This window comes from Salipiger sp. CCB-MM3, from assembly GCF_001687105.1.
Classification (GTDB): domain Bacteria; phylum Pseudomonadota; class Alphaproteobacteria; order Rhodobacterales; family Rhodobacteraceae; genus Salipiger.
Genome location: NZ_CP014596.1, coordinates 1,115,001 through 1,135,997 on the forward strand (window position 1 = coordinate 1,115,001; position 20,997 = coordinate 1,135,997).

A 20,997-nucleotide genomic window follows, 5' to 3' on the forward strand; every position below is an offset into this window, starting at 1 on the left:
CACTGGATGGGTAATGGGGCCCCACAGGCTTACTGATCCTAACCAAACTCCGAATACCAGGGAGTACTAGATGGCAGACACACTGCGGGTGCTAACGCCCGTAGTGGAGAGGGAAACAACCCTGACCTCCGGCTAAGGCCCCCAATTCATGGCTAAGTGGGAAAGCAGGTGGGACGACCAAAACAACCAGGAGGTTGGCTTAGAAGCAGCCATCCTTTAAAGATAGCGTAACAGCTCACTGGTCTAATTAAGTTGTCCTGCGGCGAAGATGTAACGGGGCTCAAGCCATGAGCCGAAGCCGAGGATGCGCATAGCGCATGGTAGCGGAGCGTAGTGTGACATAGGACTACTCCTCTTCTGCATCCTTCGGGATGTAATGGAGGAGCAAGTCCTTTCTGTGAAGCCGGGCTGTAAGGCATCCGGTGGAGAGATCACTAGCGAGAATGATGACATGAGTAGCGACAAAGAGTGTGAGAGACACTCTCGCCGAAAGTCCAAGGGTTCCTGCTTAAAGCTAATCTGAGCAGGGTAAGCCGGCCCCTAAGGCGAGGCCGAAAGGCGTAGTCGATGGGAACCAGGTCAATATTCCTGGGCCATGTGGTGGTGACGGATTGCGAAGGTTGTTCCTCCTTATCGGATTGGAGGGGCCGCTTAGCAGTTCCTGGAAATAGCCCCACTTTGAGACCGTACCCTAAACCGACACAGGTGGACTGGTAGAGAATACCAAGGCGCTTGAGAGAACGATGTTGAAGGAACTCGGCAAAATACCTCCGTAAGTTCGCGAGAAGGAGGCCCAGTTTCAACGCAAGTTTTGGCTGGGGGCACAAACCAGGGGGTGGCGACTGTTTACTAAAAACACAGGGCTCTGCGAAGTCGCAAGACGACGTATAGGGTCTGACGCCTGCCCGGTGCCTGAAGGTTAAAAGGAGGGGTGAGAGCTCTGAATTGAAGCCCAGGTAAACGGCGGCCGTAACTATAACGGTCCTAAGGTAGCGAAATTCCTTGTCGGGTAAGTTCCGACCTGCACGAATGGCGTAACGACTTCCCCGCTGTCTCCAACATCGACTCAGCGAAATTGAATTGCCTGTCAAGATGCAGGCTTCCCGCGGTTAGACGGAAAGACCCCGTGCACCTTTACTACAGCTTCACACTGGCATCAGGCCATGCATGTGCAGGATAGGTGGTAGGCTTCGAAGCGGACACGCCAGTGTCCGTGGAGCCTCCCTTGAGATACCACCCTTGCATTGCTTGATGTCTAACCGCGATCCCTTATCGGGTTCCGGGACCCTGTGTGGCGGGTAGTTTGACTGGGGCGGTCGCCTCCTAAAGCGTAACGGAGGCGCGCGAAGGTTGGCTCAGAGCGGTCGGAAATCGCTCGTTGAGTGCAATGGCAGAAGCCAGCCTGACTGCAAGACTGACAAGTCGAGCAGAGTCGAAAGACGGCCATAGTGATCCGGTGGTCCCAAGTGGGAGGGCCATCGCTCAACGGATAAAAGGTACGCCGGGGATAACAGGCTGATACTGCCCAAGAGTCCATATCGACGGCAGTGTTTGGCACCTCGATGTCGGCTCATCTCATCCTGGGGCTGGAGCAGGTCCCAAGGGTATGGCTGTTCGCCATTTAAAGAGGTACGTGAGCTGGGTTTAGAACGTCGTGAGACAGTTCGGTCCCTATCTGCCGTGGGTGTAGGATACTTGAGAGGAGTTGCCCCTAGTACGAGAGGACCGGGGTGAACGATCCACTGGTGGACCAGTTGTCGTGCCAACGGCAGTGCTGGGTAGCTATGATCGGACAGGATAACCGCTGAAGGCATCTAAGCGGGAAGCCCCCCTCAAAACAAGGTATCCCTGAGGGCCGTGGAAGACCACCACGTCGATAGGCCGGAGGTGTAAGTGCAGCAATGCATTCAGCTGACCGGTACTAATGGCCCGATAGGCTTGATCCGATCCAGGAACAGCAAGGCTGTTCCAAGATCAGACGAAGCATACAACCCCTACACATACTTGACTTGGTAACTCGTTGATTAGCGCTGCGCCCGGCATGGAGAGGTGCGGCAACGCGTCGTCGCTTCGCGAGACGCTGTCTGCCGCCAACCAAACCAAGAAAAGCCACAACGCGCAGCGTTGTGGGTTTTTCTTGGTTTGGTGGTCATAGCGCAAGCAAAACACCCGGCTCCATTCCGAACCCGGCCGTTAAGTGCTGCCGCGCCAATGGTACTGCGTCTCAAGACGTGGGAGAGTAGGTCACCGCCAAACCTAGTAAAACCCTCAATAAATCAACGTATCTCTCAAAACGATCCTCAGCCTTATATTCCTATCCTGCAGCGCCGAGCGACCGCCACGCGACCCACCCCGGTCGCGCTATACGCGTTTGTGTGGGCGACTTTCACTGCCACGCCGACGTGCATGCACAGAGGCTGCGCCGTGGCAAACAGCGCCGCCGCTTGCGGGCGTGGGGGTGGAATGACTAGCTATGCTCCAAACGGGTTCGGCGCCGGGGTCATCGCCCCGCGCGCGCAGCCCGAGGAGTATCGTTATGAAAAACATCGGCTTTTTGTCTTTCGGCCATTGGTCGCCGCAGCGCGGGTCGGCCACGCGCACAGCCTCTGACGCTTTGCTGCAGGCTATCGAGCTTGCGGTGGCGGCAGAAGAGCTTGGGCTCGATGGGGCCTACTATCGCGTCCACCATTTTGCGCGCCAGCATGCCAGCCCCTTCCCGCTGCTCGCGGCGGTCGGGGCGCGGACCTCGAAGATCGAGATCGGCACCGGCGTCATCGACATGCGCTATGAGAACCCGCTTTATATGGCCGAGGATGCCGGCGCTGCCGATCTGATCAGCCAGGGCCGCCTGCAGCTGGGGATCAGCCGCGGCAGCCCCGAGCAGGTGATCGACGGCTGGCGCTACTTTGGCTATGCCCCCGCTGAGGATGAGACCGACGCGGACATGGGGCGCCGTCACGCGCAGGTCTTCCTGCAGATGCTCGAGGGGCAGGGCTTTGCCGAGCCGAACCCGCGGCCGATGTTCCCCAACCCGCCGGGCAAGCTGCGGATCGAGCCCTTCTCGGAGGGGCTGAAGGACCGCATCTGGTGGGGCGCCGGGTCGAACAAAACCGCCGAATGGGCAGCCATGCTGGGTATGAACCTGCAAAGCTCGACGCTCAAGGACGATGAGACCGGCGAGCCCTTCCACATCCAGCAGGCCAAGCAGATCCGCGCCTATCGTGGGGCTTGGAAAGCTGCGGGCCATAGTCGGAAGCCTCGGGTGTCGGTGAGCCGCTCGATCTTTGCGCTGATGAACGATCAGGACCGGATGTATTTCGGCACTGGCGGCAAAGGGGACGACTCCGTGGGCTTCATCGAGCAACAGCGCTCGATCTTCGGGCGTTCCTATGCCGACGAGCCCGATCGGTTGATCGAGCAGCTGAAAGGCGATGAGGCGATTGCCGAGGCCGATACGCTGTTGCTGACGGTGCCGAACTCGCTCGGGGTCGATTACAACGCCCATGTGATCGAGAGCATCCTCAGCCATGTGGCACCTGCCCTTGGCTGGCGCTGAGCGATAAGGAATATGCCCGGCCTTGTGGCCGGGCATGTTTTTTGCCCCTCAGGGGTGTCTCAGGAAACGATGGTCAGCTCGCCGCTGCGGTCCTTGAGGCCGATGCCGGTGGTGGACAGCCGCCGCGCCTCGGTGATCAGCCACGCCAGCCGCTCGGCGGCGCGCGGCGGCGTCAGGCCGCCGGAGGTGTGGATGTTCGACACGCAGTTTCGGGCGCTGTCGCGGGTGCCGCTGCGCGGTGCCCAAGTGAGATAGGCGCCAAGGCTGTGCGAGACGGTGAGCCCCGGACGTTCGCCGATCAGCACCAGCACCATTTGCGCGCCGAGCCGCTCGGCGATCTGGTCGCCGATCGCCACCCGCGCCTGCTCGGCAAAGCAGACGGGGGCCTCGGTGAGCTCGGGCAAAAGCGCGCGCAGGTGCCGGACGACCGCTGCGGCATGGGCGGTGACGGCAGGCGGCGAGAGGCCATCGGCAATAACGATCGCCAGATCCGGCTCGATGAGCGGAAGTTCGGTGCCGGGCGCGAGTTGGCGCCCGAGGTCCGGGCGCTTGAGATATTCGGCGCGGCTCCGCGCGCGGCTGGAGACCTGCGCCAGCGGGCGCAACTCGCGGCGCAAGCCGTCCCAATCGGGCGTCTCAAAGATGGCGTCCTTGGCGGCGGCATGGTCCTCTTGAAAGGCCAGTAGCCTCGACAGCGGCAGTGGGCTCGCGCTGGCGTCGAGCCGCACGCGAGAGGGAGTCATGCGGCCAAGCTGGGCCAGTTTGCTGCTGATATCGCTCATGCCACCAGTCCCATGTTGCGCAGGATCATGTCGGGGTCCGGCAGTGCGCCGCGCTGACCGCCAAGCCCTGCTGTCTTGAGCCACGCGTCGAACTCGGGCGCCGGTGTCAGGCCGGAGACCTCGCGCAGATAGGCGATGTCTTCGAAGCCGAGGCTCTGGTAGCCAAGCATCGCGTCATCGGCGCCCGGCACGGTGATCAGGAAGGTGACGCCCGCCGCGACGAGCAGCGTGGCCAGCACGTCCATGTCGTCTTGATCGGCCTGCACATGGTTGGTGTAGCACACGTCCACGCCCATCGGCAGGCCGAGCAGCTTGCCGCAGAAGTGATCCTCCAGCCCGGCGCGGATGATCTGCTTGCCGTCGTAGAGATATTCCGGCCCGATGAAGCCGACCACCGTGTTGACGATCATCGGCTCGAAGGCGCGGGCGACGCCATAGGCGCGGGCCTCGAGCGTCTGCTGATCGACGCCGTGGTGGCCATCGGCCGACAGCGCGGCACCCTGGCCGGTTTCGAAATACATTGTGTTCTGACCGACCGTGCCGCGCCCGGCGGCGCGTCCGGCGTCATTGGCCTCACGCAGCACATCGAGCGTAACCCCAAAGCCGTCATTCGCCGCCTGCGTGCCCGCGATCGACTGGAAGATCAGGTCGACCGGCGCACCGGCGTCGAGCAGGTCGAGCGCATTGGTCACATGGGTCAGCACGCAGGATTGCGCGGGCATGTCAAAGCGGGTGCGGATGTCGTCGAGCGCGACCAGAAGGTCGTGGCAGTTGCCGATATTGTCGGAGGCGGGGTTGATCCCGATCACCGCGTCGCCCGCGCCGAAGAACAGACCGTCGAGCATGGCCACGGCGATGCCGCGCGGGTCATCGGCGGGGTGGTTGGGCTGCAGCCGCGTCGACAGGGTGCCGCGTTTGCCCAGCGTGGTGCGAAAGGCGGTGATCACCTCGGTCTTGCGCGCGACGCGGATCAGGTCCTGATTGCGCATCAGCTTGCTGACGGCGGCGATCATCTCGGGGGTGAAACCCGGCGCGGCGGCGCTGAGCGCGGCGGTATGCGCCGCTGGTGAGAGCAGCCAGTCGCGCAGATCGCCGACGGTCATCGACGCGAAAGGCGCAAAGGCTGCCGCGTCATGGCTGTCGATGATCAGCCGCGTCACCTCGTCGGCCTCATAGGGCACGACCGCTTCGGTGAGGAAGGTCTTCAGCGGCAGGTCGAGCAGGGCGCGGCGCGCGGCCACGCGCTCCAGCGCCGAGCTTGCGGCGATGCCCGCCAGTTGGTCGCCGGATTTCTCGGGCGTGGCTGCGCTCAGAAGATGCGCAAGCGAGCGGAACACGAACTGTTCGCCGCGCGCGGTGGCACGATAGGTCGGCATTACAATCTCCGCAGGTGAGTGGCCCAGTCGGGCGCTTCCATGATCGAACGGGCGCGCATCTTCTTCCACATGCCGTATTTGTGGAAATCGAAGTCGAGCCGCGACACCTCGAGCTGCACCATCGACCACAGCGACCATTTCACATCGGCCAGAGCCTTGTGCACGGTGACGCGGCTGATGATCTCGGGGCGGACCTCGCCGAAATAGGCCTCGATCAGTTCCAATTCGCGCTCGGGGGTAAAGAACATCTCGCCGAACCAGATCCCCAGATCATAGCAGCGGTCGTTCATCGAGGCGTATTCGTAGTCGATCAGCATGATCGAGCCATCCTCGCCGATCATGAAATTGCCCGGCATCGGATCGTTGAACGAGGCGACGAGGTCCACGCCCGAGGCATCGATCGCCTCGCGCGCCAATTGGGTGTTGAGCCGCAGCCAGGCGTCCTCGCGATACTTGCGCCCGCCAAGCTCGGCGACCTGCTGGGCGTGTTCGTCGATCATGTCAAAGACGGTCTTGGTCAGCCCGAGCGCCGGAAGCGCATGCATCGTGCGATACGCGGAGATGGCGGCGCGGCAGTTTTCGATGTCGGCGAAATCGCTGTGGGTCGAGGCGCGGCGGTCGGGCAGGAAGTCGTTGATCTCGACGCCCCGGTGCGCGAGGTCATCATGCACCCGTGGCCCCAGACCCGCCGCAGCGGCCTTGCGCGAGGCGTCCATGGCGGCGTCGCGGTCGATGAACATCTCGGTGCCATTGCCGGGGACTTTGACGAACCAATCGCCGCTGCCGTCCTTGCGCTTTACCCGCCAGTTCTCGTTCGAAATGCCGCCCGAAACCGGGCCATAGACCACATCGCGCCCGCCTTCGAACAGTGGCGCATCGCGGATCACTGTCTCGATCGTCTCTTCCATGGCATGCGCGGCGCTGCCGAGAGGTTTCATCATCATGCGGCCACTCCCGTGATGCGGATCTTCTCTTCGAAAGAGGGATGGCGCAGCATCATGCGCAGGCGCAGCAGCCGCCATTCCCCGTATTTCAGCCATTCCACCGCGCCGCGCTCCGACAGGTGCGACATCAGCCGCGCCCAAAGCGCATGCATCAGATCGTCCACATGCGACCAAAGCCGTGCCCGCGCAAAGCCAGCGGCGTCGAAACTGCCGGCATAGGCGGTGTAGGCGGCTTCCATGTCGGTCTCGATGTCGGTCATCTCGGCCAGCAGGCAGCCGACGTCATAGAGCGGGTCGTTCATCCCGGCGCGGTCGTAATCCACCAGCAGCACCTCGCCTTCGGGGCCGATCAGGATGTTGGAGGATGAGCCATCGTTGCGGCAGGGCGCGAGCGCGCCATCGAGCAGCGGTTCGGCCTGCGCCACCAGTCGGCGCAGCCACAGGATGTCATCGGGCAAGGCGATGCCCTGCGCGCCATGGGCCTCGATCACCCGGTCAATCTCGGCGAAGGGATCGAAGCGGCGTGGCAGCGCGGGACCAGCGTGCAGCTTGCGCAGCGCGGTCATGATGGTGCCCACGGTCTGCGCATCCTGCAGGTGGTGCTGGCGCGCGGTGACCCAGCCCTTTGCGCAGGCGGTCATGGCTATGGCGCCAGTGGCCTCGTCGGACCAAAGCACCTTTGGCCCGGCCCCGGTGTCGCCCGCGGCGCGGGCCCCGGCGATGGCAGCGGGCAGGTCGAACCAATGGATCATCTCAGGGTGCATGCGTTTGACGAAGGTCCCGCCCGCCAGAGCCGACCGGCTTTCCAGCGCCTTGTAGCTGGGCGAGGCCAGCGCCGCCGGGCCGGGCGTCGCCGCGGCAGGGTCAAGCCCCGCCGCCGCGAGCGTCTCGGCCATCATGTCATCGGTGACGAGCTGGCTCATGCGCTGGCTCCTGCGGCCTTGTCGAGGTTGCCGCCCGCGCGGTCGATGCGGCGGATCATCTCGACCAGCACATCGCCGCCGGCGTTGAGGTCCTCCGGCGAGGTGTATTCGTCATTGCGATGAATGACGCCATTGACCGAGGGCACCGCCACCACGATCGACGGCAGGATCGCGTTCACCGCCACCGCGTCATGGCCGCCGATGGTGTCGATGGCGATGCGCGGATAGCCGAAGTCATCCGCCGCGCTTTCGGCCAGCGCCACCAATCGCGCATCGAAGCGGCCCGCAGGGCGGCGGTCGACCGAGACGATCTCTGCCGAAACGGCGGCCTTTTCGGCCAGACCGGGCAGGGCGGCGCGCAGTTCGGCTTCGGACCATTCCAGCATCGCGGGCTCGGGCGCGCGCAGTTCGGCAAAGAGAATGGCCTTGCCCGGCACGATATTGGGCGAGTTGGGCGAGATATCGACCCGCGCCACCGAGGTGAACAGCGTGTCGCTGGCGGTGTCGGCCAGCTCGCGCACCTTGGCGATGATATAGGCGGCCCCAAGCACCGCATCGTGACGGTCTTCCATCGGGGTCGGGCCGGTGTGGTTTTGCTCGCCGGTGACCTCGATCCGCACCTTGAGGGCGCCCCAGTGACGGACGAAGGGCGCGATCCGCGCGCCAGCCTTCTCCATCTTGTCGTCCCCTTCGATGTGGATCTCTAGGTAGATGTCGGGCTGCGGCGCGGGATCGCTGCCCATGTAGCCGGTGCGGTTCAGTTCCGCCTCGACGCTGAGCCCATCTCGGTCGGTGCGGGCGAGGGCGAACTCGCGGGTCAGCCCGCCCGCAAACACCGAAGAGCCCAGCAGCGAGGGCTGGAAGCGCGCGCCTTCCTCGTTCATCCAGTCGGCGATCACATAGTTGCAGCTGGGGGTCTCACCCCGTGCCTTCGCCTCGTTGCGCCATGTCTCGATCGCGGCCAATGCCGCGACAACGCCATACGCGCCATCGAAGCGGCCCCCGCGCGGCTGGCTGTCGAGATGCGAGCCGATCATCACCAGCGGTGCATCGGGGCCCGCCAGATCGATCCGGCCAAAGAGGTTGCCGATGTTGTCGACCAGCACGTCATAGCCCCGCTCCGCAAGCTCCGCCCGGAACCAGTCGCGGGCGGCCTTGTGGTTGTCGGTGAGAACGGGGCGGTCGATGCCGCCGTCCCCTGTGCTGCCGAACTCGGCCTGTTTCTCCATCAACGCTTGCAGCAGCGCCGCGTCGATCCGGGCAAGATCCAGCGTTTCGGTCATTGGGGCTCTCCTTGGGGGTGGTCTTCATTCAGGAAGCAGGCGGCCAGCGCCTGATTGCCGCGTGAGGTGAGGCGCGGGTTCTCGACCCGGCAGCGGTCAAAGGCATGCGGGCAGCGACCGGCAAAGGCGCAGCCCTGAGGCAGGTTGATGGGCGAGGGCGGCTCGCCCTCCATGAGGCAATCCTCGGGCCGGTAGCGCCGCTCTTCGAGCGTCGGCGCCGCCGACAGAAGCGCGCGGCTGTAGGGGTGGCCGGGATCGAAGAACAACCGCTCGTTGGGTGCGACTTCCACAGTTTCGCCCAGATACATCACCGCGATCCGCGAGCAGACCTGCCGCACCATGGTCAGATCGTGCGAGATGAAAATATAGGTGAACCCGTGCTGCGCCTGCAGCCGCTCGAAGAGGTTGAGCAGTTTGCCCTGCTCGGTCTGGTCGAGCGCCGAAAGGGTCTCGTCCATGATCAGAAGGCGCGGCTCCAGAACCATGGCGCGGGCGACGTTGAGCCGCTGGCGCTGACCGGCCGAGAGGCCTGTGGGCAGGCTGTCGTAAAGGCTTTCGTGTAGGCCGACCTCACTCATGGCGGCGCGCGCGCGGTCGCGGCGCTCGGCGCGATTGCCAAGCTTGTGGATCTTCAGCGGCTCTTCGAGGATGGCGCCGATAGAGCTTTGCGGCGGCAGCGAGCCATAGGGATCCTGCAGCACCAGCTGGAACTTGCGGCGCAATTCGCGCAGGCGCTTGGGGCTGGCCTGACCGACGTTCTCGTCTTCGAAGAAGATCGAGCCCGCGTCGGGCCGTTCAAGCCCGGTCAGCAGCCGCATCAGAGAGGATTTGCCGCAGCCGGACTCGCCAACGATGCCGAAGTTGTCGCCGGGGAAGACGTCGAACTCGACGTTGCGCACCGCCTGCACCAGTGCCTTGCCGCTTTTGCCGCGGGTCTCATAGTGCTTGGCGACGCCGCGCACCGACATGATCGCCTGCTGGTCGCGGTCCTGCGGGCGGGAAACCTCTTTGCGCCCTTCGGCCCAGAGCGTCGGCAGCTCTTCGATCAGTCCGCGGGTGTAATTGTGCTCGGGTCCGCTGACCAGCGCCTGCGGCGGCTGCCGTTCGACAACCCGGCCCGCGTGCAGCACCATCACCTCATCCGCCGCGTCGCAGGCGACGGGCAGCGAGGAGCAGATGAACAGAACCGCGGTCGAGAAATCCTCGTTGAGCTCGCGCATCAGCTTGAGGATCTGCGCCGCCACCGTCACGTCGAGCGGCTGGGTGATGTTGTCGGCGATCAGCAGCGCCGGGTCCGAGATCAGCGCATCGACGATCATCGCGCGCTGCATCATGCCGCCCGAGTACTGGAAGGGATACTCGTGAAAGCGCCGCTCGGCGGCGGGGATTTTCACTGCCTCGAGCAGGCGGATGGCTTTTTCCTGCGCGTCGCGCGATGAGATGTCGGGCCGCACCGCGCGCAGCTTTTCGACCAGCTGCGCGCCCACGGTCATCGTCGGGTCGAGTGCGCCAGCGGGGTTGCCGCCGACATAGGCGATCTCGCGCCCCGCAAGGCTGCGGGCATGGGACGGGTCGCGGATCAGATCGCGGCCCTCAAAGAGGATCTCGCCCGAGGTGATCTTGAGCGGTGCCGAGAGCCAGCTTGCCAGCGCGCGGGCCAGCACGGTCTTGCCCGAGCCGCTTTCGCCGATGACCGACAGGATGCGGCGCGGCGCGAGATCGAAGCTGACGCCATCCAGAACGGTGCGGTCTGCGCCTTGCCCTTCGACCACGACGCTCAGGTTGCGCACCGAAAGGAGAGATTGGGTCTGTGCCATGTCGAGCGACATCTCAGGCGCCTCCGTAGATCTTGTTGCGTGCGCGTTCCAGAGCGGCGCCCATAAGGTTGACCGAGGTCAGCGTCAGCACGAGGAAGACACCGGGCATGGTGGCGATCCACCATGCGTTCATCAGGTATTTGCGCCCGTCGGCGATGATGTTGCCGAAGGTGGGGGTGGGCGGCTGCACGCCGAGGCCGAGAAAGCCCAGCACCGATTCAAAGATCATCATGCGCGCGATATCCAGCACCGCGACGAAGGCCACGGGCGGCAGCACCAGAGGCAGCAGCAGGGTGAACATGATGCGCCAGTCCGTCGCCCCCAGCACCATGGCGCCGCGCACGAATTCCTTCTTGCGCTCTGACATCACGGTCGAGCGCATGACCCGCGCGTAGACCGGCCAGCCCGCCAGCCCCAGCACGAGGATGATCGACGGGATCGTGGGGCGCGAGACGCCGAGGATGGTGATCGCGAGGATGATCATCGGGATCGACAGCTGCGCATCGGTGAGGCGCATCAGCACGGTGTCGGTCTTGCCGCCGAAGTAGCCCGAAAACAGCCCCACCAGCGCGCCCACGGCCAGCATCAGAACGGTGGTCGAGATGCCGATCAGCAGCGAATAGCGCAGCCCGACCAGCGAGCGGGCCAGCATGTCGCGGCCCAACTGGTCGGTGCCCAGCGGATTTGCCCAACTCCAGCCTTCGCCCATGAAGACGGGCGGGCTGAGCTTGGCGCGGATGTTCATCTTGGTCGGGTCGATGCCCGACAGCCACGGGTAGAGGATCGCCGCCGCAAGCAGCACAAGGAAGACGGCCAGCCCGATGCGGAACTCGATGGAGGAGAAGGCCTCGGACCAGATGCGGGCAGAGATCTTGCGGCCCTTGGGGGCGGGCAGCGCCTCGGGGGAGATGTCGATGGAGCTCATCAGTATTCCAGTCTCGGGTCGATGGCCGTCGCGCAGAGATCGACGACGATGTTGATCAGGACGAATGCGGCGGCGGTGACGATGGCGATGCCTTGGATCAGCGGGAAGTCACGCTGCATCACCGCGTTGATCGTCAGCAGGCCGAGCCCCGGGTAGTCGAAGATGAATTCGATCACGAGAACCCCGCCGAGCAACATCGAGAACTGCACGCCAAGCAGGTTCAGCAGCGGCACCGAGGAGTTTTTCAGCGCGTGGCGAAAGATGATCTGGTTTCGCGTCAGTCCGCGCACCGCCGCGATGTCGATGAAAGACTGCCCCATGACGCCCGCCACGGAAACGGTCAGCGTACGGATGATGAAGGGCGCGATCTCGATCGCCAGAACGAAGGCGGGCAGGATGGTATAGGCAAAGCCGTTGTAGCCGATGGCAGGCACAAGTTGCAGCTTTACCGACAGCAGCAGCGCCAGCACGATGCCAAGCCAGAAGTTCGGCAGGCTCACGAAGAGGGACGAGGTGTAGAGCGCCAGCCGGTCGGGGAAGCGTCCCGGCCTGAGCCCGCCCCAGACCCCGATGGGAATGGCGATGATCAGCGCAAAGACCATGGCCAGAAGCGCAAGCTGCAGCGTCATCGGTGCGGTCTCGGCGATCAGCGACCAGACCTCGGCCCGTTCGCTGCGGGTGCTGTCGTTGAAGCTGGCCCCGCCGACCGCCGCGCCATTGGCCGGGCGCACGAAGCTCTGACCAAGGTCGCCGTGAAGGATGCCGCCGACATAGCGGCCAAACTGCACGTAGATGGGATCGCGCAGACCCATGTTCGTGGCGATCTCCTCGATCAGCGCCTCGGGGGCCATGCCGCCAGCCATCAGGCGCACGGGATCGCCCGGCACCACGCGCAGCAGGGTGAAGATCAGGGCGGAGACGAGGAAGACGATCAGCGCCCCCTGTGCGAGCCGTCGGGCGAGGAATCTTGCGATGAACATCGGCAGCTCCTGTCGGGTGTCTTGTTGGGAGGAGGGGCCGGAGCCCGAAGGCTCCGGCCGTCACGTGCCTGACAGGATCAGGAGAGGGTGGTTTCCGACGCGTCCGACATGCCGTCGGGATAGATGAAGAGGTCTTCCACATCCGAGCGCATGCCGTGGATCAGCACCGAGGTGAACAGGCTCAGCGCGGGGACCTTTTCTGCCAGCATCGGCATCAGGTTGGTCTGCAGGCTCTCGCGACGCTCATCCAGCGAGGAGGCGTTGCGCTCGGCGTCGAGCGCGGCGTCGATCTCGGGGTCTTCGATGCCGCAGATCCGCTTCGAGGTGGAGTGGAAATGCGTGCGCAGCACCAGATCGGGTTCGGGCGAGCCGGTGGACCAGCCGCAGTCGACCATATGGCCGGGGCCGCCGCCCGGACGATCGTAGAGGCGCTCGTTCCATGCCGCCACTTCCATCACGTTCAGCGTCACCGGGAAGCCCTGCTCCTGCAGCAGCGCGGTGATCACTTCGCCGTATTCCTTGGTCTTGGGGTAGAAACCGGTGGAGGTGATATATTCCAGCTCCGGCAGACCCTCGCCGCCCGGATAGCCCGCTTCGGCCAGCAGGCGCTGACATTCGTCGGGATCATATTCGGGGTAGTTTTCCAGATCGGTGTAGCCGAACTTGATGGGCGAGACGAAGTTGCTCGAGGCCTCACCGGCGGTGCCCATGATCTCGAGGATGATCGAGCGGTCGATGGCATGCGCGGCGGCCTTGCGCAGCAGCGGGTTGTCGAACGGCGGCTTGGAGCAGCGGAACCACAGGTATTTGTTCTCGACCGAGACGAGGCGCGAGAGCTTGATGTCCTCGTTGCCTTCCAGCGTCTGCACCTGTTCGGGCTCGAGCCGTTCGATGACATCGGCCTGACCGTTCATCAGCGACAGCATGCGGGTGGTGGCGTCGCCGACGAAGGAGAAGGTCACGCCGGGGATCTTGGGCGCGCCGCGGAAGTAGTCGGCATAGGCTTCCATCACCGTGTCGTTGCCGCGCTGCTCGACGAATTTGAACGGGCCGGTGCCGTTGAGGCGCTGGCTGAGCGGGCCGTTGGGGCCAGCGGCGACATCCTTGGCCGAGAGCATCGGCAGGTAGGAGGCAAGGAAGATGAACAGCGAGGCGCCGTAACCGCCCTTGGTGGTGTCGACCACGACGGTGTAATCGTCGGGGGTGGTGACTTCGAACGTGTCGGTCGGGCCGGGATAGACCTGCTTGGGGCGGTCAAGCTGCGCGCCGTATTCGAAGGTGGCTTTCACGTCCTTGGCGGTGAAGGGCTCGCCGTCGTGGAATGTCACGCCTTCGCGCAGTTTGATTTCGAGGCGGTGGGCGTCGAGCTCGTTGATCTCGGTCGCCAGCTCGTAGATCACCTCGTCGGGGTTGTCCGGACGCATCGGGGCACGGGTCAGGAAGCCCATGACAAAGCCCTCAATGTTGGTCTGCGAGAGGGTGGTGTGCGCGGTCGGGTCCCAGTTGCCGGTGATGTTCTCTGCCGACAGGAACACAAGCGGCTTGGACTCTTGCGCATGTGCCGAGCTGAAGAGGAAGTCAGGGTTCAGGCGAAGGGCGCCCGCGGCGGCCCCGGCCATCGCGCCGTAGCGCAGGAAGTTGCGTCTGTCCATGTCGTTCTCCTGTTGGATTATCTTTGGTTATTCGGTCTTTATGCCGCTTCGGTCGCACGCAGGCGGGCCAGTTCGTCCAGCATTTGCGCGTGAAGTTCAGGGGTGGCGCTGGCCAGCACCTCGCCGCTCGATCCGGTGCCGAGCGGGTTGCCGTTCCAGTCGGTGATGACGCCGCCAGCGCCGCGGATCACCTGCACCACGGGAAGGTAGTCATAGGGCTCCAGCCCGCATTCCAGCACCAGATCGCAGTGACCCGAGGCGAGCAGGGCGTAGTTGTAGCAATCGCCGCCGAAGCGCAGCAGACGGCAGCCCTCGCGCAGCATCTCGAAGGCCGGGGCGCGGCTGCCGGTGAACAGCATCGGGTCGGTGGTATAGGCGAAGGCCTGCGACAGCTCGCGGCAATCGCTGGTCTTCACAGGGACACCGTTGAGCGTGGTCTGCTGGCCTTCGATGCCGCACCAGCGCTCGCCAATGGCCGGCATGTCGATTTGGCCCAGCTTCGGGGCGCCGTCCTCTAGCAGCGCCATCAGGCCGCCAAACAGCGGATGGCCGGTGACAAAGCTCTTGGTGCCGTCGATCGGGTCGACGACCCACACGTGCTTGCGGTCTAGGTTCTCAACCCCATGCTCTTCGCCGAAGATGCCGTGATCGGGATAGGCCTCGGCAATCCGCGCGCGCAGCATGGTCTCGATGGAGCGATCGGCGATGGTGACCGGGCTGTCGTCGACCTTGTGCTCGACGCTGAGCGCCTTGCGGAAATGCTTGCGCGCGAGTTGGCCAGCTTCGTCGGCGGATGCGTTGGCGAAGGCGAGGGCCTGAGGAAGGTCGAACATGCAGTCTCTTTCAATCTGGTCGGCGGGCTGACTGGCTGGCGGGTCATCCGCCCGGTGCTGTTGCCTCACGCTCACATGCAAACGGGCAGAGGTGCACATTCTTTTTGTGGATTCGGCAGGTAAAAACACACATCGCCGCATAAATGGGCGATAATTGCGCCTAATTTTGTGATTTATGGACTGTGGATTTACGAATCGGCCATAAATCCACATTACGTGAGGATACTTGTGGATTTGTCGGGCCGTCTTGCTAAGGTCCTGCCAAACTTAGGGAAGCCAGCCGGGGGCAGATGCGCCCATGGAAAGGAAACGCCATGTGGTCGCACGAGCGGCAGTCGAAGATTCTCGAGTATCTCTCGCAGGAGGGGAAGGTCGAGACCAACCGCCTCGCCGAGGTCTTTGACGTCTCGCGGGAAACCATCCGCCGCGATCTTCTCGACCTCGACCAGCGCGGCACGCTCGTGCGGGTGCACGGCGGCGCGGTGACCTCGGACAAGGTGATCCTGCCCGAGCCCGCATTTTCGGACCGTCTGGTCGAAAACGCCGAAGCCAAGCGCGCCATCGGCCGCCGGGCCGCCGCGCTGATCGAGCCGGGCTCGACGATCTTCATCGACGCCGGGACGACAACCTTGGCCTTCGCGCATGAGCTTGAGCAGGACCGCGACCTGCGGGTGATCACCAACTCCATCGAGATCGCGCAGGTGCTTGCGGCGCGCAGCGGCATCGACATGCTGCTGCTGGGCGGCAAGCCGCATGGCGATGTGCCCGCGACCTTCGGCGAGTTGACCCTGTCGGAGATTGACCGCTTCCTTGCGGATTATGCGGTGATCTCGCCCGTCGGGATCGATCCCTCCCGCGGTGCTACCGACTACGAGCTTCACGAGGCGGAAGTGGCGCGCAAGATGATCCGCTGCGCCCGCCGCTGCATGATGCTCTGCGTCTCGTCGAAGATCGGAACCGAAAGCCGGGTGGCCATCTGCCGCACAGGCGAGATCGACCAGCTGATCACCGATACGGGGGCAGACCCCGCGTTTGAGCTACCCTCAGGCGAGGTCGTGCGCGTGCCCGTGGCTGAAACCGAGGCACAGCGATTGGCGCGCCGCCGGAGTTCGGCGGAGACGTAAGAATACCGCCGGGCCGGGCGATTTCCGGGCCAATATGGGTTTGAAATTCATACCCGCTGCGCGCATAGCTTGCGCATGTTGCAGGAGAACGACATCCGCTCTGCCGTGCGTGCGGTGATCCGCAAGGGACCGCTGGTGCTGGTGCAGGTCAAACGCGCCGCGTCGGGGCAGGCCTATCTCACGCTTCCGGGGGGACGGCAGGAGCCGGGCGAGAGCCTCGTGGAATGCCTGCGCCGGGAGTGTCTTGAAGAGATCGGCGTGGTCCCCGAGGTCGGCGCTTTGCTGCATGTGGCCGATGTGGTTCGCGTCGGGCACGGCAAGACCCGGTTGCTTCTGGAGACCCTTTTCGAGTGCTCTGTGCCCGAGGACTACGCGCCGCAGCTTGGTGCGCATCCCGACAAGCGGCAGGAGGGGACGATCTGGACCGACCCGGCAGCGCCGGATGCGCTTTTTCTGCCGCGCTATGATCTGACGCTCTTGCAGCCGGATGCGCCGGTCTACCTCGGGAGGCTGCGCTGTGAAGCTCCCTGACGCGGTTGAAGAGAACTTCGCCTTCCTGCTGGCCGAGATCGACGGCCAGCTTGCGCGTCTGATTGGCTATTTCGAAGCGCCCGGTCCCGACACCGCGCGGCAGCTTGTCAGCCGCGCCGGCTATGCGCACAACCTCTCGTCGCGGCTGCGCAAGGCCTGTCTTGCGGCGATGAGCCGGGGCAAGCGGAGCCGCACGCGGCAACTGCAGCTTGAGGGCATCGACACCATCGCCCGCAATCTTGATCTGATCTCGCGGCTTGCGCGGCGCGGCGTTCAGCACGCGGAACATGTGCAGCGCCGCAAAACCCTCTGCGCCGAGGCCTATCTCAAACCGCTGCGCATGCTGCGCGCCTCGGTGGCCGGAATTTCCGAAGCGCTGCAGTCCCGCGACAGCCGTCTGGCGGTGGAGATCGGTGAGGGCAGCGCTGCACTGGAGCGCCTGCGGACGCGGCTCTTTGCTGCCTACACCGCCGAAATGCCCGGTGCCAAGCATCCCGAGGATCTGGCGCATGCGCTATTGGCGCTGAACGAGATTTGCCGCGCCGGAGAGGCGCTGCAGGCGATCAGCGAGGCGATCCTGTCGAACAACCTTGGCCAGAACGTTCAGTTCGAGCGCTATTTCACCCTGCGCAGCGTGCTTGCGGGGATTGGCCCCGAAAAGGATGTCGAGCTTCGGCCCCTCGCCGAGACGCGCTCCGGAAGCGCGATCTCCGGCGTGCGGATGCGTGACGGGCAGGGCAAGACGGTCGATGCGGTGTTCAAGGATGGCGACCGCCGGAAGGTCAAGGAAGAGCGGGTCGGGGTGAAAAGCTGGAACTCGGTTTACCCCGGTGTCGCGCCAGAGATCCTCTCTTACGAAAAACGCGGCGGCTCTGCGGCTCTGCTGATCGAGCACCTAGAGGGCGAGACCTTTGAGGATATCGTGCTGGGCGCTTCGGAGGCGCGGCTTGCCGAGGCGCAGAAGGCGCTGCATCGGACGGTGCGTGACATCTGGCGGCAGACCCGCAGCGACGAGCCCGCACAGATGAAAGCGATGGAGCAACTGGCCAAGCGGATGCCGGATGTCTACCGTCTGCACCCGCGGTTTGCTCAGCCGGCGCATTTCGTGCAGGGCCAGAAGGTCGACAGCCTCGACGGGCTGATCGCCGCCGCGGCGCGACGCGAGCGCGACCTGCCAGCGCCCTTCTCGGTCTATATCCACGGGGATTTCAACCTCGACAACATCATCTACGATGCAGACGAGGGGAAGATCCGCCTGATCGACCTGCATCGCTCGCGCTACATGGACTATGTGCAGGACGTGTCGGTCTTCATGGTGTCGAACTACCGGCTGCAGGTGCTCGATCCGGTCGCCCGTGCCCGCATCGCATCGGTCGCCGTGGGGATGCACGAGATGGCCGCCAAATTTGCCAAGCGGCAGAAAGACCCCAGCTTTGAATATCGCCTTGCGCTGGGGCTGGCGCGCTCTTTCGCCAGTTCCACGCGCTTCGTCATGGACCGCGATCACGCCAAGCGCATGATCCTGCGGTCCCGCTACATTCTGGAAGCCGCGCTGGGCGTGCCCGAGGGCAAGGAGCCGCGGTTCAAACTTCCCATGAGGATGCTGTTCAGTGACTAAGAAGATCGCCGTCATCGGCACCCCTGGCAAATGGTCGACCGAGGCACTGGCCGATGCGCTCGAAGCGCGGACCGGCTATCGTCAGGTGATCGACATGGCGCGGGTGACGCTGGACCTCGACGCCGGAACGCTGATGTCGGAGGGCATCGATCTTGCCTCGCTCGACGGGCTGATCCTGAAGAAGGTGGCCGAAACCTACAGCCCCGACGCGCTTGACCGGCTCGAGATGCTGCGCGTGGCCGAGGCGCGCGGCGTGCGCATCTTCAGCTCCGCCGAACGGGTGCTGCGGCTGATGGACCGGCTGGCCTGCACGGTGACGCTTTCGAACGCCGGGGTGCCCATGCCGCCGACGACGATCACCGAAGACCCCGCCGCGGCCCGCGATGCGCTGGAGCGCTACGGTGCCGCGGTGTTCAAGCCGCTCTTCTCGACCAAGGCGCGCGGCATGCTGCTGCTGGAGCGCGGGGCACCCGATACCGAGGCGCAGATCGCCGCCTTCAAGTCCGAGAACCCGGTGATGTATATTCAGAAGAAGGCGGATCTGTCGGGGCATGATCTTGGCATGGTGTTCCTCAACGGCGCGTACGTCTGCACCTATGCCCGGGTCAGCCAGACCGGCAGTTGGAACACAACCATCCATTCGGGCGGCAAATACGCGCCGTTTGAGCCGGATCCCGAACTGATCGAACTTGGACGCAAGGCGCAGGCGCCCTTTGGGCTCACCTTCACCACGGTCGACATCGCGCTGACCCCGGACGGGCCGATCGTCTTCGAAGTCTCGGCCTTCGGCGGCTATAGCGGCGCGCAAAAGGGCTGCGGCATCGACGCGGCGGCGCTGGTGGCAGAGCATGTGATCAAGGAGGTCTCGGCATGAAGTCCACGCGCGACGTATTGGACCGGCTCGACCTGACCCAAGCCACCTCGGCACCGCCGTTTCACCTCGCCGTGGGGCCCGTCCGGATCAGCGTGTTCTGCCCGCAAGGGCCCTTGCGCGAGGCCCTCGTCGGCTATTTCGCCCCCGCCCTGAGTGGCCAGCCCGGAGACATCGCGGTGCATCTGCTCGAAGGACTGGCGCTGGGTGACGAGCCCGCGTGGTCCGATTGGGCGCGCGAGGGAGGCAAGTCCGGGCGCAAGGATGCGATTTTCGATCTGCAGGGGGCGCGGCTGATCCGCAAGGTCCGCAGCGGGGTGACCTTTCTGCAATCCCCGGATCATGCCATCGCCTTCGGCCCTCTGGCGCAAAACGAAAGCACGGTCATCAATTTCATCAACACGCAGGTGCTGAACGCCTGCCTGCGTGAGGGCTGGCAGCTGTGCCACGCGGCGGCGGTCGCCGGGGCGCGGCGGTCGCTGGCAATCGCGGGGCTGTCGGGGGGCGGCAAATCCACGTCGATCCTGCGGATGATGGATATTGCGGACACGCGCTTTGTGTCGAACGACCGGGTGCTGGTGCGCGGCGGCGCACCGGCGCGGGCTCTGGGCATTCCCAAGCACCCGCGCATCAACCCCGGCACGATCCTCGGCAACCCGCGCCTGCAGGGCCTGCTCAGCGCCGAACGGCGGGCAGAGCTGGCGACGATGCCGATTGCGGAGCTTTGGGACCTTGAGGAGAAATACGATCTCATCATCCCCGAGGTCTATGGGCCCGGAAGGGTGTGCTATGAGGCGCCGCTCACCGATTTCTGGGTGCTCAACTGGAGCCGGGAGAGCGACGCACCGACGGCGCTGACGCCCGTCGATCTGGCAGACCGCCCGGACCTGCTGGGCGCGATCATGAAAAGCCCGGGGCCGTTCTATCAGCATTCGGATGGCCGCTTCGAGCCCAATGGCGCCGCGCCGGTGCCCGCGCCTTATCTTGAGGCGTTGCGCGATGTGCGGGTCTTCGAGGTGTCGGGCAGGGTGGATTTCGATGCGCTCGCGGCAGAGGGGCGCGCCTTGCTCGATGCCTGAAGCCAATGCAGAGCCCGCCTATGTCGCGATCCTGCGGCACGGGGCCTATCACCAGCAGCCGGGCGCGCCTTCGGCCCGCCAGCCGCATCCGCTGACCGAGGAGGGGCTTTCGCAGGCACGCGCTGCGGGTGTCGCGCTGGCCGCAATCATCGCCGAGCGGGGGCTGACGCTTTCGCCGGTGCTCTATGCCTCGCGGCAGCTGCGCGCGTGGCAGACCGCCGAGGAAATTCGCAAGGAGCTGACCGCGCAAGGTCATCAGGCGCTGCGCATCGCCGAGACTTCCGATCTTGCCGAGCGCGGTCTTGGCTGTGCCGCCAATATGACGGTGCCGCAGATCGAGGCGGCGCTGGCCGCCGATCCGCGCTATGCCGCACCGCCGCCGGGCTGGAAGTCCGACAGCATGTACCGCCTGCCCTTGGAAGGGGCGGAAAGTCTGATGGAGGCCGGGCAGCGCGTCGCGGATCATCTGCGCCGCAGCGCCGTGCCGGGCAGGCTGACGATCCACGCCGGTCACGGGGCCTCGTTCCGCCATGCCTGCCACCACCTCGGCCTGCTGGCACAAAAAGAGATCGCCCAACTCTCGATGTTTCACGCAAGGCCGTTACTTCTGTGTCATGATGCCGATGGTAGATGGCGTCATTTGGCTGGCGCGTGGAAGGTCAGGGCTCCGAAAGAGGACCCGATCGACTGAGCCGGCACCGCA

At 64.6% G+C, this 20,997-nt stretch carries 17 protein-coding genes and 2 rRNA genes (1 of these 19 cut by a window edge); 9 read left to right on the forward strand and 10 right to left on the reverse strand.

The annotated features are described in order from the left end of the window. The 3 genes from AYJ57_RS18850 to AYJ57_RS18860 all read left to right on the forward strand — a co-directional run. Positions 1-1,946 (forward strand): 23S ribosomal RNA (locus AYJ57_RS18850) (it extends 888 nt beyond the left edge of the window). Between the two features lie 195 nt (positions 1,947-2,141). After that, positions 2,142-2,256 (forward strand): 5S ribosomal RNA (gene rrf, locus AYJ57_RS18855). 280 nt (positions 2,257-2,536) lie between these two features. After that, positions 2,537-3,556, forward strand: a complete 1,020-nt coding sequence (locus AYJ57_RS18860) for an LLM class flavin-dependent oxidoreductase (protein ID WP_066109639.1) — start codon at positions 2,537-2,539, stop codon at positions 3,554-3,556. Between the two features lie 59 nt (positions 3,557-3,615). On the opposite strand, the gene eutC is transcribed toward AYJ57_RS18860, so the two are convergent. The 10 genes from eutC to hisN all read right to left on the reverse strand — a co-directional run bounded on the left by eutC (position 3,616) and on the right by hisN (position 15,071). Beyond that, positions 3,616-4,338: an ethanolamine ammonia-lyase subunit EutC gene (gene eutC, locus AYJ57_RS18865; RefSeq protein WP_066109641.1), complete on the reverse strand. Its 723-nt coding sequence runs from the start codon at positions 4,336-4,338 to the stop codon at positions 3,616-3,618. Continuing rightward, positions 4,335-5,714, reverse strand: coding sequence for an ethanolamine ammonia-lyase subunit EutB (locus tag AYJ57_RS18870; RefSeq protein WP_066109643.1), 1,380 nt, complete (start codon positions 5,712-5,714; stop codon positions 4,335-4,337). Before AYJ57_RS18870 ends, eutC begins: the two co-directional genes overlap by 4 nt. Next, complete coding sequence (locus AYJ57_RS18875; RefSeq protein ID WP_083191369.1) at positions 5,714-6,658, reverse strand: phosphotransferase; 945 nt, start codon at positions 6,656-6,658, stop codon at positions 5,714-5,716. The genes AYJ57_RS18870 and AYJ57_RS18875 overlap by 1 nt, the downstream gene beginning before the upstream one ends. Then, the gene (locus AYJ57_RS18880; RefSeq protein ID WP_066109647.1) at positions 6,655-7,581 is read right to left on the reverse strand and encodes a phosphotransferase family protein; all 927 of its coding nucleotides are present in this window, start codon (positions 7,579-7,581) and stop codon (positions 6,655-6,657) included. The genes AYJ57_RS18875 and AYJ57_RS18880 overlap by 4 nt, the downstream gene beginning before the upstream one ends. Then, positions 7,578-8,864 carry a Zn-dependent hydrolase gene (locus AYJ57_RS18885; RefSeq protein WP_066109650.1) on the reverse strand — a complete coding sequence of 429 codons (1,287 nt, stop codon included), beginning with the start codon at positions 8,862-8,864 and terminating at the stop codon, positions 7,578-7,580. Before AYJ57_RS18885 ends, AYJ57_RS18880 begins: the two co-directional genes overlap by 4 nt. Continuing rightward, positions 8,861-10,693 carry an ABC transporter ATP-binding protein gene (locus AYJ57_RS18890; protein ID WP_066109654.1) on the reverse strand — a complete coding sequence of 611 codons (1,833 nt, stop codon included), beginning with the start codon at positions 10,691-10,693 and terminating at the stop codon, positions 8,861-8,863. Before AYJ57_RS18890 ends, AYJ57_RS18885 begins: the two co-directional genes overlap by 4 nt. Before the next feature lies 1 nt (position 10,694). Further along, positions 10,695-11,606 carry an ABC transporter permease gene (locus AYJ57_RS18895; RefSeq protein WP_066109656.1) on the reverse strand — a complete coding sequence of 304 codons (912 nt, stop codon included), beginning with the start codon at positions 11,604-11,606 and terminating at the stop codon, positions 10,695-10,697. Next, positions 11,606-12,586 carry an ABC transporter permease gene (locus tag AYJ57_RS18900; protein WP_066109659.1) on the reverse strand — a complete coding sequence of 327 codons (981 nt, stop codon included), beginning with the start codon at positions 12,584-12,586 and terminating at the stop codon, positions 11,606-11,608. Before AYJ57_RS18900 ends, AYJ57_RS18895 begins: the two co-directional genes overlap by 1 nt. Before the next feature lie 77 nt (positions 12,587-12,663). Further along, entirely contained in the window at positions 12,664-14,238 is a 1,575-nt protein-coding gene (locus AYJ57_RS18905; protein WP_066109661.1) for an ABC transporter substrate-binding protein, read from the reverse strand. A gap of 38 nt (positions 14,239-14,276) precedes the next feature. Continuing rightward, positions 14,277-15,071 carry a histidinol-phosphatase gene (hisN, locus tag AYJ57_RS18910; protein WP_066109664.1) on the reverse strand — a complete coding sequence of 265 codons (795 nt, stop codon included), beginning with the start codon at positions 15,069-15,071 and terminating at the stop codon, positions 14,277-14,279. A 314-nt stretch (positions 15,072-15,385) separates the two neighbouring features. On the opposite strand from hisN, the gene AYJ57_RS18915 reads away from it, so the two are divergent. The 6 genes from AYJ57_RS18915 to AYJ57_RS18940 all read left to right on the forward strand — a co-directional run bounded on the left by AYJ57_RS18915 (position 15,386) and on the right by AYJ57_RS18940 (position 20,985). Beyond that, on the forward strand, positions 15,386-16,195 hold the full coding sequence (locus AYJ57_RS18915; protein WP_066109667.1) for a DeoR/GlpR family DNA-binding transcription regulator: 810 nt from the start codon (positions 15,386-15,388) through the stop codon (positions 16,193-16,195). A gap of 75 nt (positions 16,196-16,270) precedes the next feature. Beyond that, on the forward strand, positions 16,271-16,726 hold the full coding sequence (locus AYJ57_RS18920) for an NUDIX domain-containing protein (protein WP_066109669.1): 456 nt from the start codon (positions 16,271-16,273) through the stop codon (positions 16,724-16,726). Beyond that, entirely contained in the window at positions 16,713-18,344 is a 1,632-nt protein-coding gene (locus AYJ57_RS18925) for an aminoglycoside phosphotransferase family protein (RefSeq protein WP_066109671.1), read from the forward strand. The genes AYJ57_RS18920 and AYJ57_RS18925 overlap by 14 nt, the downstream gene beginning before the upstream one ends. Then, positions 18,337-19,218 carry a GAK system ATP-grasp enzyme gene (locus AYJ57_RS18930; protein ID WP_066109675.1) on the forward strand — a complete coding sequence of 294 codons (882 nt, stop codon included), beginning with the start codon at positions 18,337-18,339 and terminating at the stop codon, positions 19,216-19,218. Before AYJ57_RS18925 ends, AYJ57_RS18930 begins: the two co-directional genes overlap by 8 nt. After that, complete coding sequence (locus AYJ57_RS18935; protein WP_066109677.1) at positions 19,215-20,294, forward strand: HprK-related kinase B; 1,080 nt, start codon at positions 19,215-19,217, stop codon at positions 20,292-20,294. Before AYJ57_RS18930 ends, AYJ57_RS18935 begins: the two co-directional genes overlap by 4 nt. Next, positions 20,287-20,985 (forward strand): histidine phosphatase family protein, encoded by a 699-nt coding sequence (locus tag AYJ57_RS18940; protein WP_066109680.1) that lies wholly within the window; start codon positions 20,287-20,289, stop codon positions 20,983-20,985. The genes AYJ57_RS18935 and AYJ57_RS18940 overlap by 8 nt, the downstream gene beginning before the upstream one ends. The last annotated feature ends 12 nt before the right edge of the window (positions 20,986-20,997 follow it).

Coding starts and splice junctions, on each gene's coding strand:
- AYJ57_RS18875 (WP_083191369.1), bottom strand. CDS start 6,658: ATGATGATGAAACCTCTCGGCAGCGCCGCGCATGCCATGGAAGAGACG.
- AYJ57_RS18895 (WP_066109656.1), bottom strand. CDS start 11,606: ATGAGCTCCATCGACATCTCCCCCGAGGCGCTGCCCGCCCCCAAGGGC.
- eutC (WP_066109641.1), bottom strand. CDS start 4,338: ATGAGCGATATCAGCAGCAAACTGGCCCAGCTTGGCCGCATGACTCCC.
- AYJ57_RS18890 (WP_066109654.1), bottom strand. CDS start 10,693: ATGTCGCTCGACATGGCACAGACCCAATCTCTCCTTTCGGTGCGCAAC.
- AYJ57_RS18905 (WP_066109661.1), bottom strand. CDS start 14,238: ATGGACAGACGCAACTTCCTGCGCTACGGCGCGATGGCCGGGGCCGCC.
- AYJ57_RS18870 (WP_066109643.1), bottom strand. CDS start 5,714: ATGCCGACCTATCGTGCCACCGCGCGCGGCGAACAGTTCGTGTTCCGC.
- hisN (WP_066109664.1), bottom strand. CDS start 15,071: ATGTTCGACCTTCCTCAGGCCCTCGCCTTCGCCAACGCATCCGCCGAC.
- AYJ57_RS18920 (WP_066109669.1), top strand. CDS start 16,271: ATGTTGCAGGAGAACGACATCCGCTCTGCCGTGCGTGCGGTGATCCGC.
- AYJ57_RS18900 (WP_066109659.1), bottom strand. CDS start 12,586: ATGTTCATCGCAAGATTCCTCGCCCGACGGCTCGCACAGGGGGCGCTG.
- AYJ57_RS18885 (WP_066109650.1), bottom strand. CDS start 8,864: ATGACCGAAACGCTGGATCTTGCCCGGATCGACGCGGCGCTGCTGCAA.
- AYJ57_RS18915 (WP_066109667.1), top strand. CDS start 15,386: ATGTGGTCGCACGAGCGGCAGTCGAAGATTCTCGAGTATCTCTCGCAG.
- AYJ57_RS18860 (WP_066109639.1), top strand. CDS start 2,537: ATGAAAAACATCGGCTTTTTGTCTTTCGGCCATTGGTCGCCGCAGCGC.
- AYJ57_RS18880 (WP_066109647.1), bottom strand. CDS start 7,581: ATGAGCCAGCTCGTCACCGATGACATGATGGCCGAGACGCTCGCGGCG.
- AYJ57_RS18935 (WP_066109677.1), top strand. CDS start 19,215: ATGAAGTCCACGCGCGACGTATTGGACCGGCTCGACCTGACCCAAGCC.
- AYJ57_RS18940 (WP_066109680.1), top strand. CDS start 20,287: ATGCCTGAAGCCAATGCAGAGCCCGCCTATGTCGCGATCCTGCGGCAC.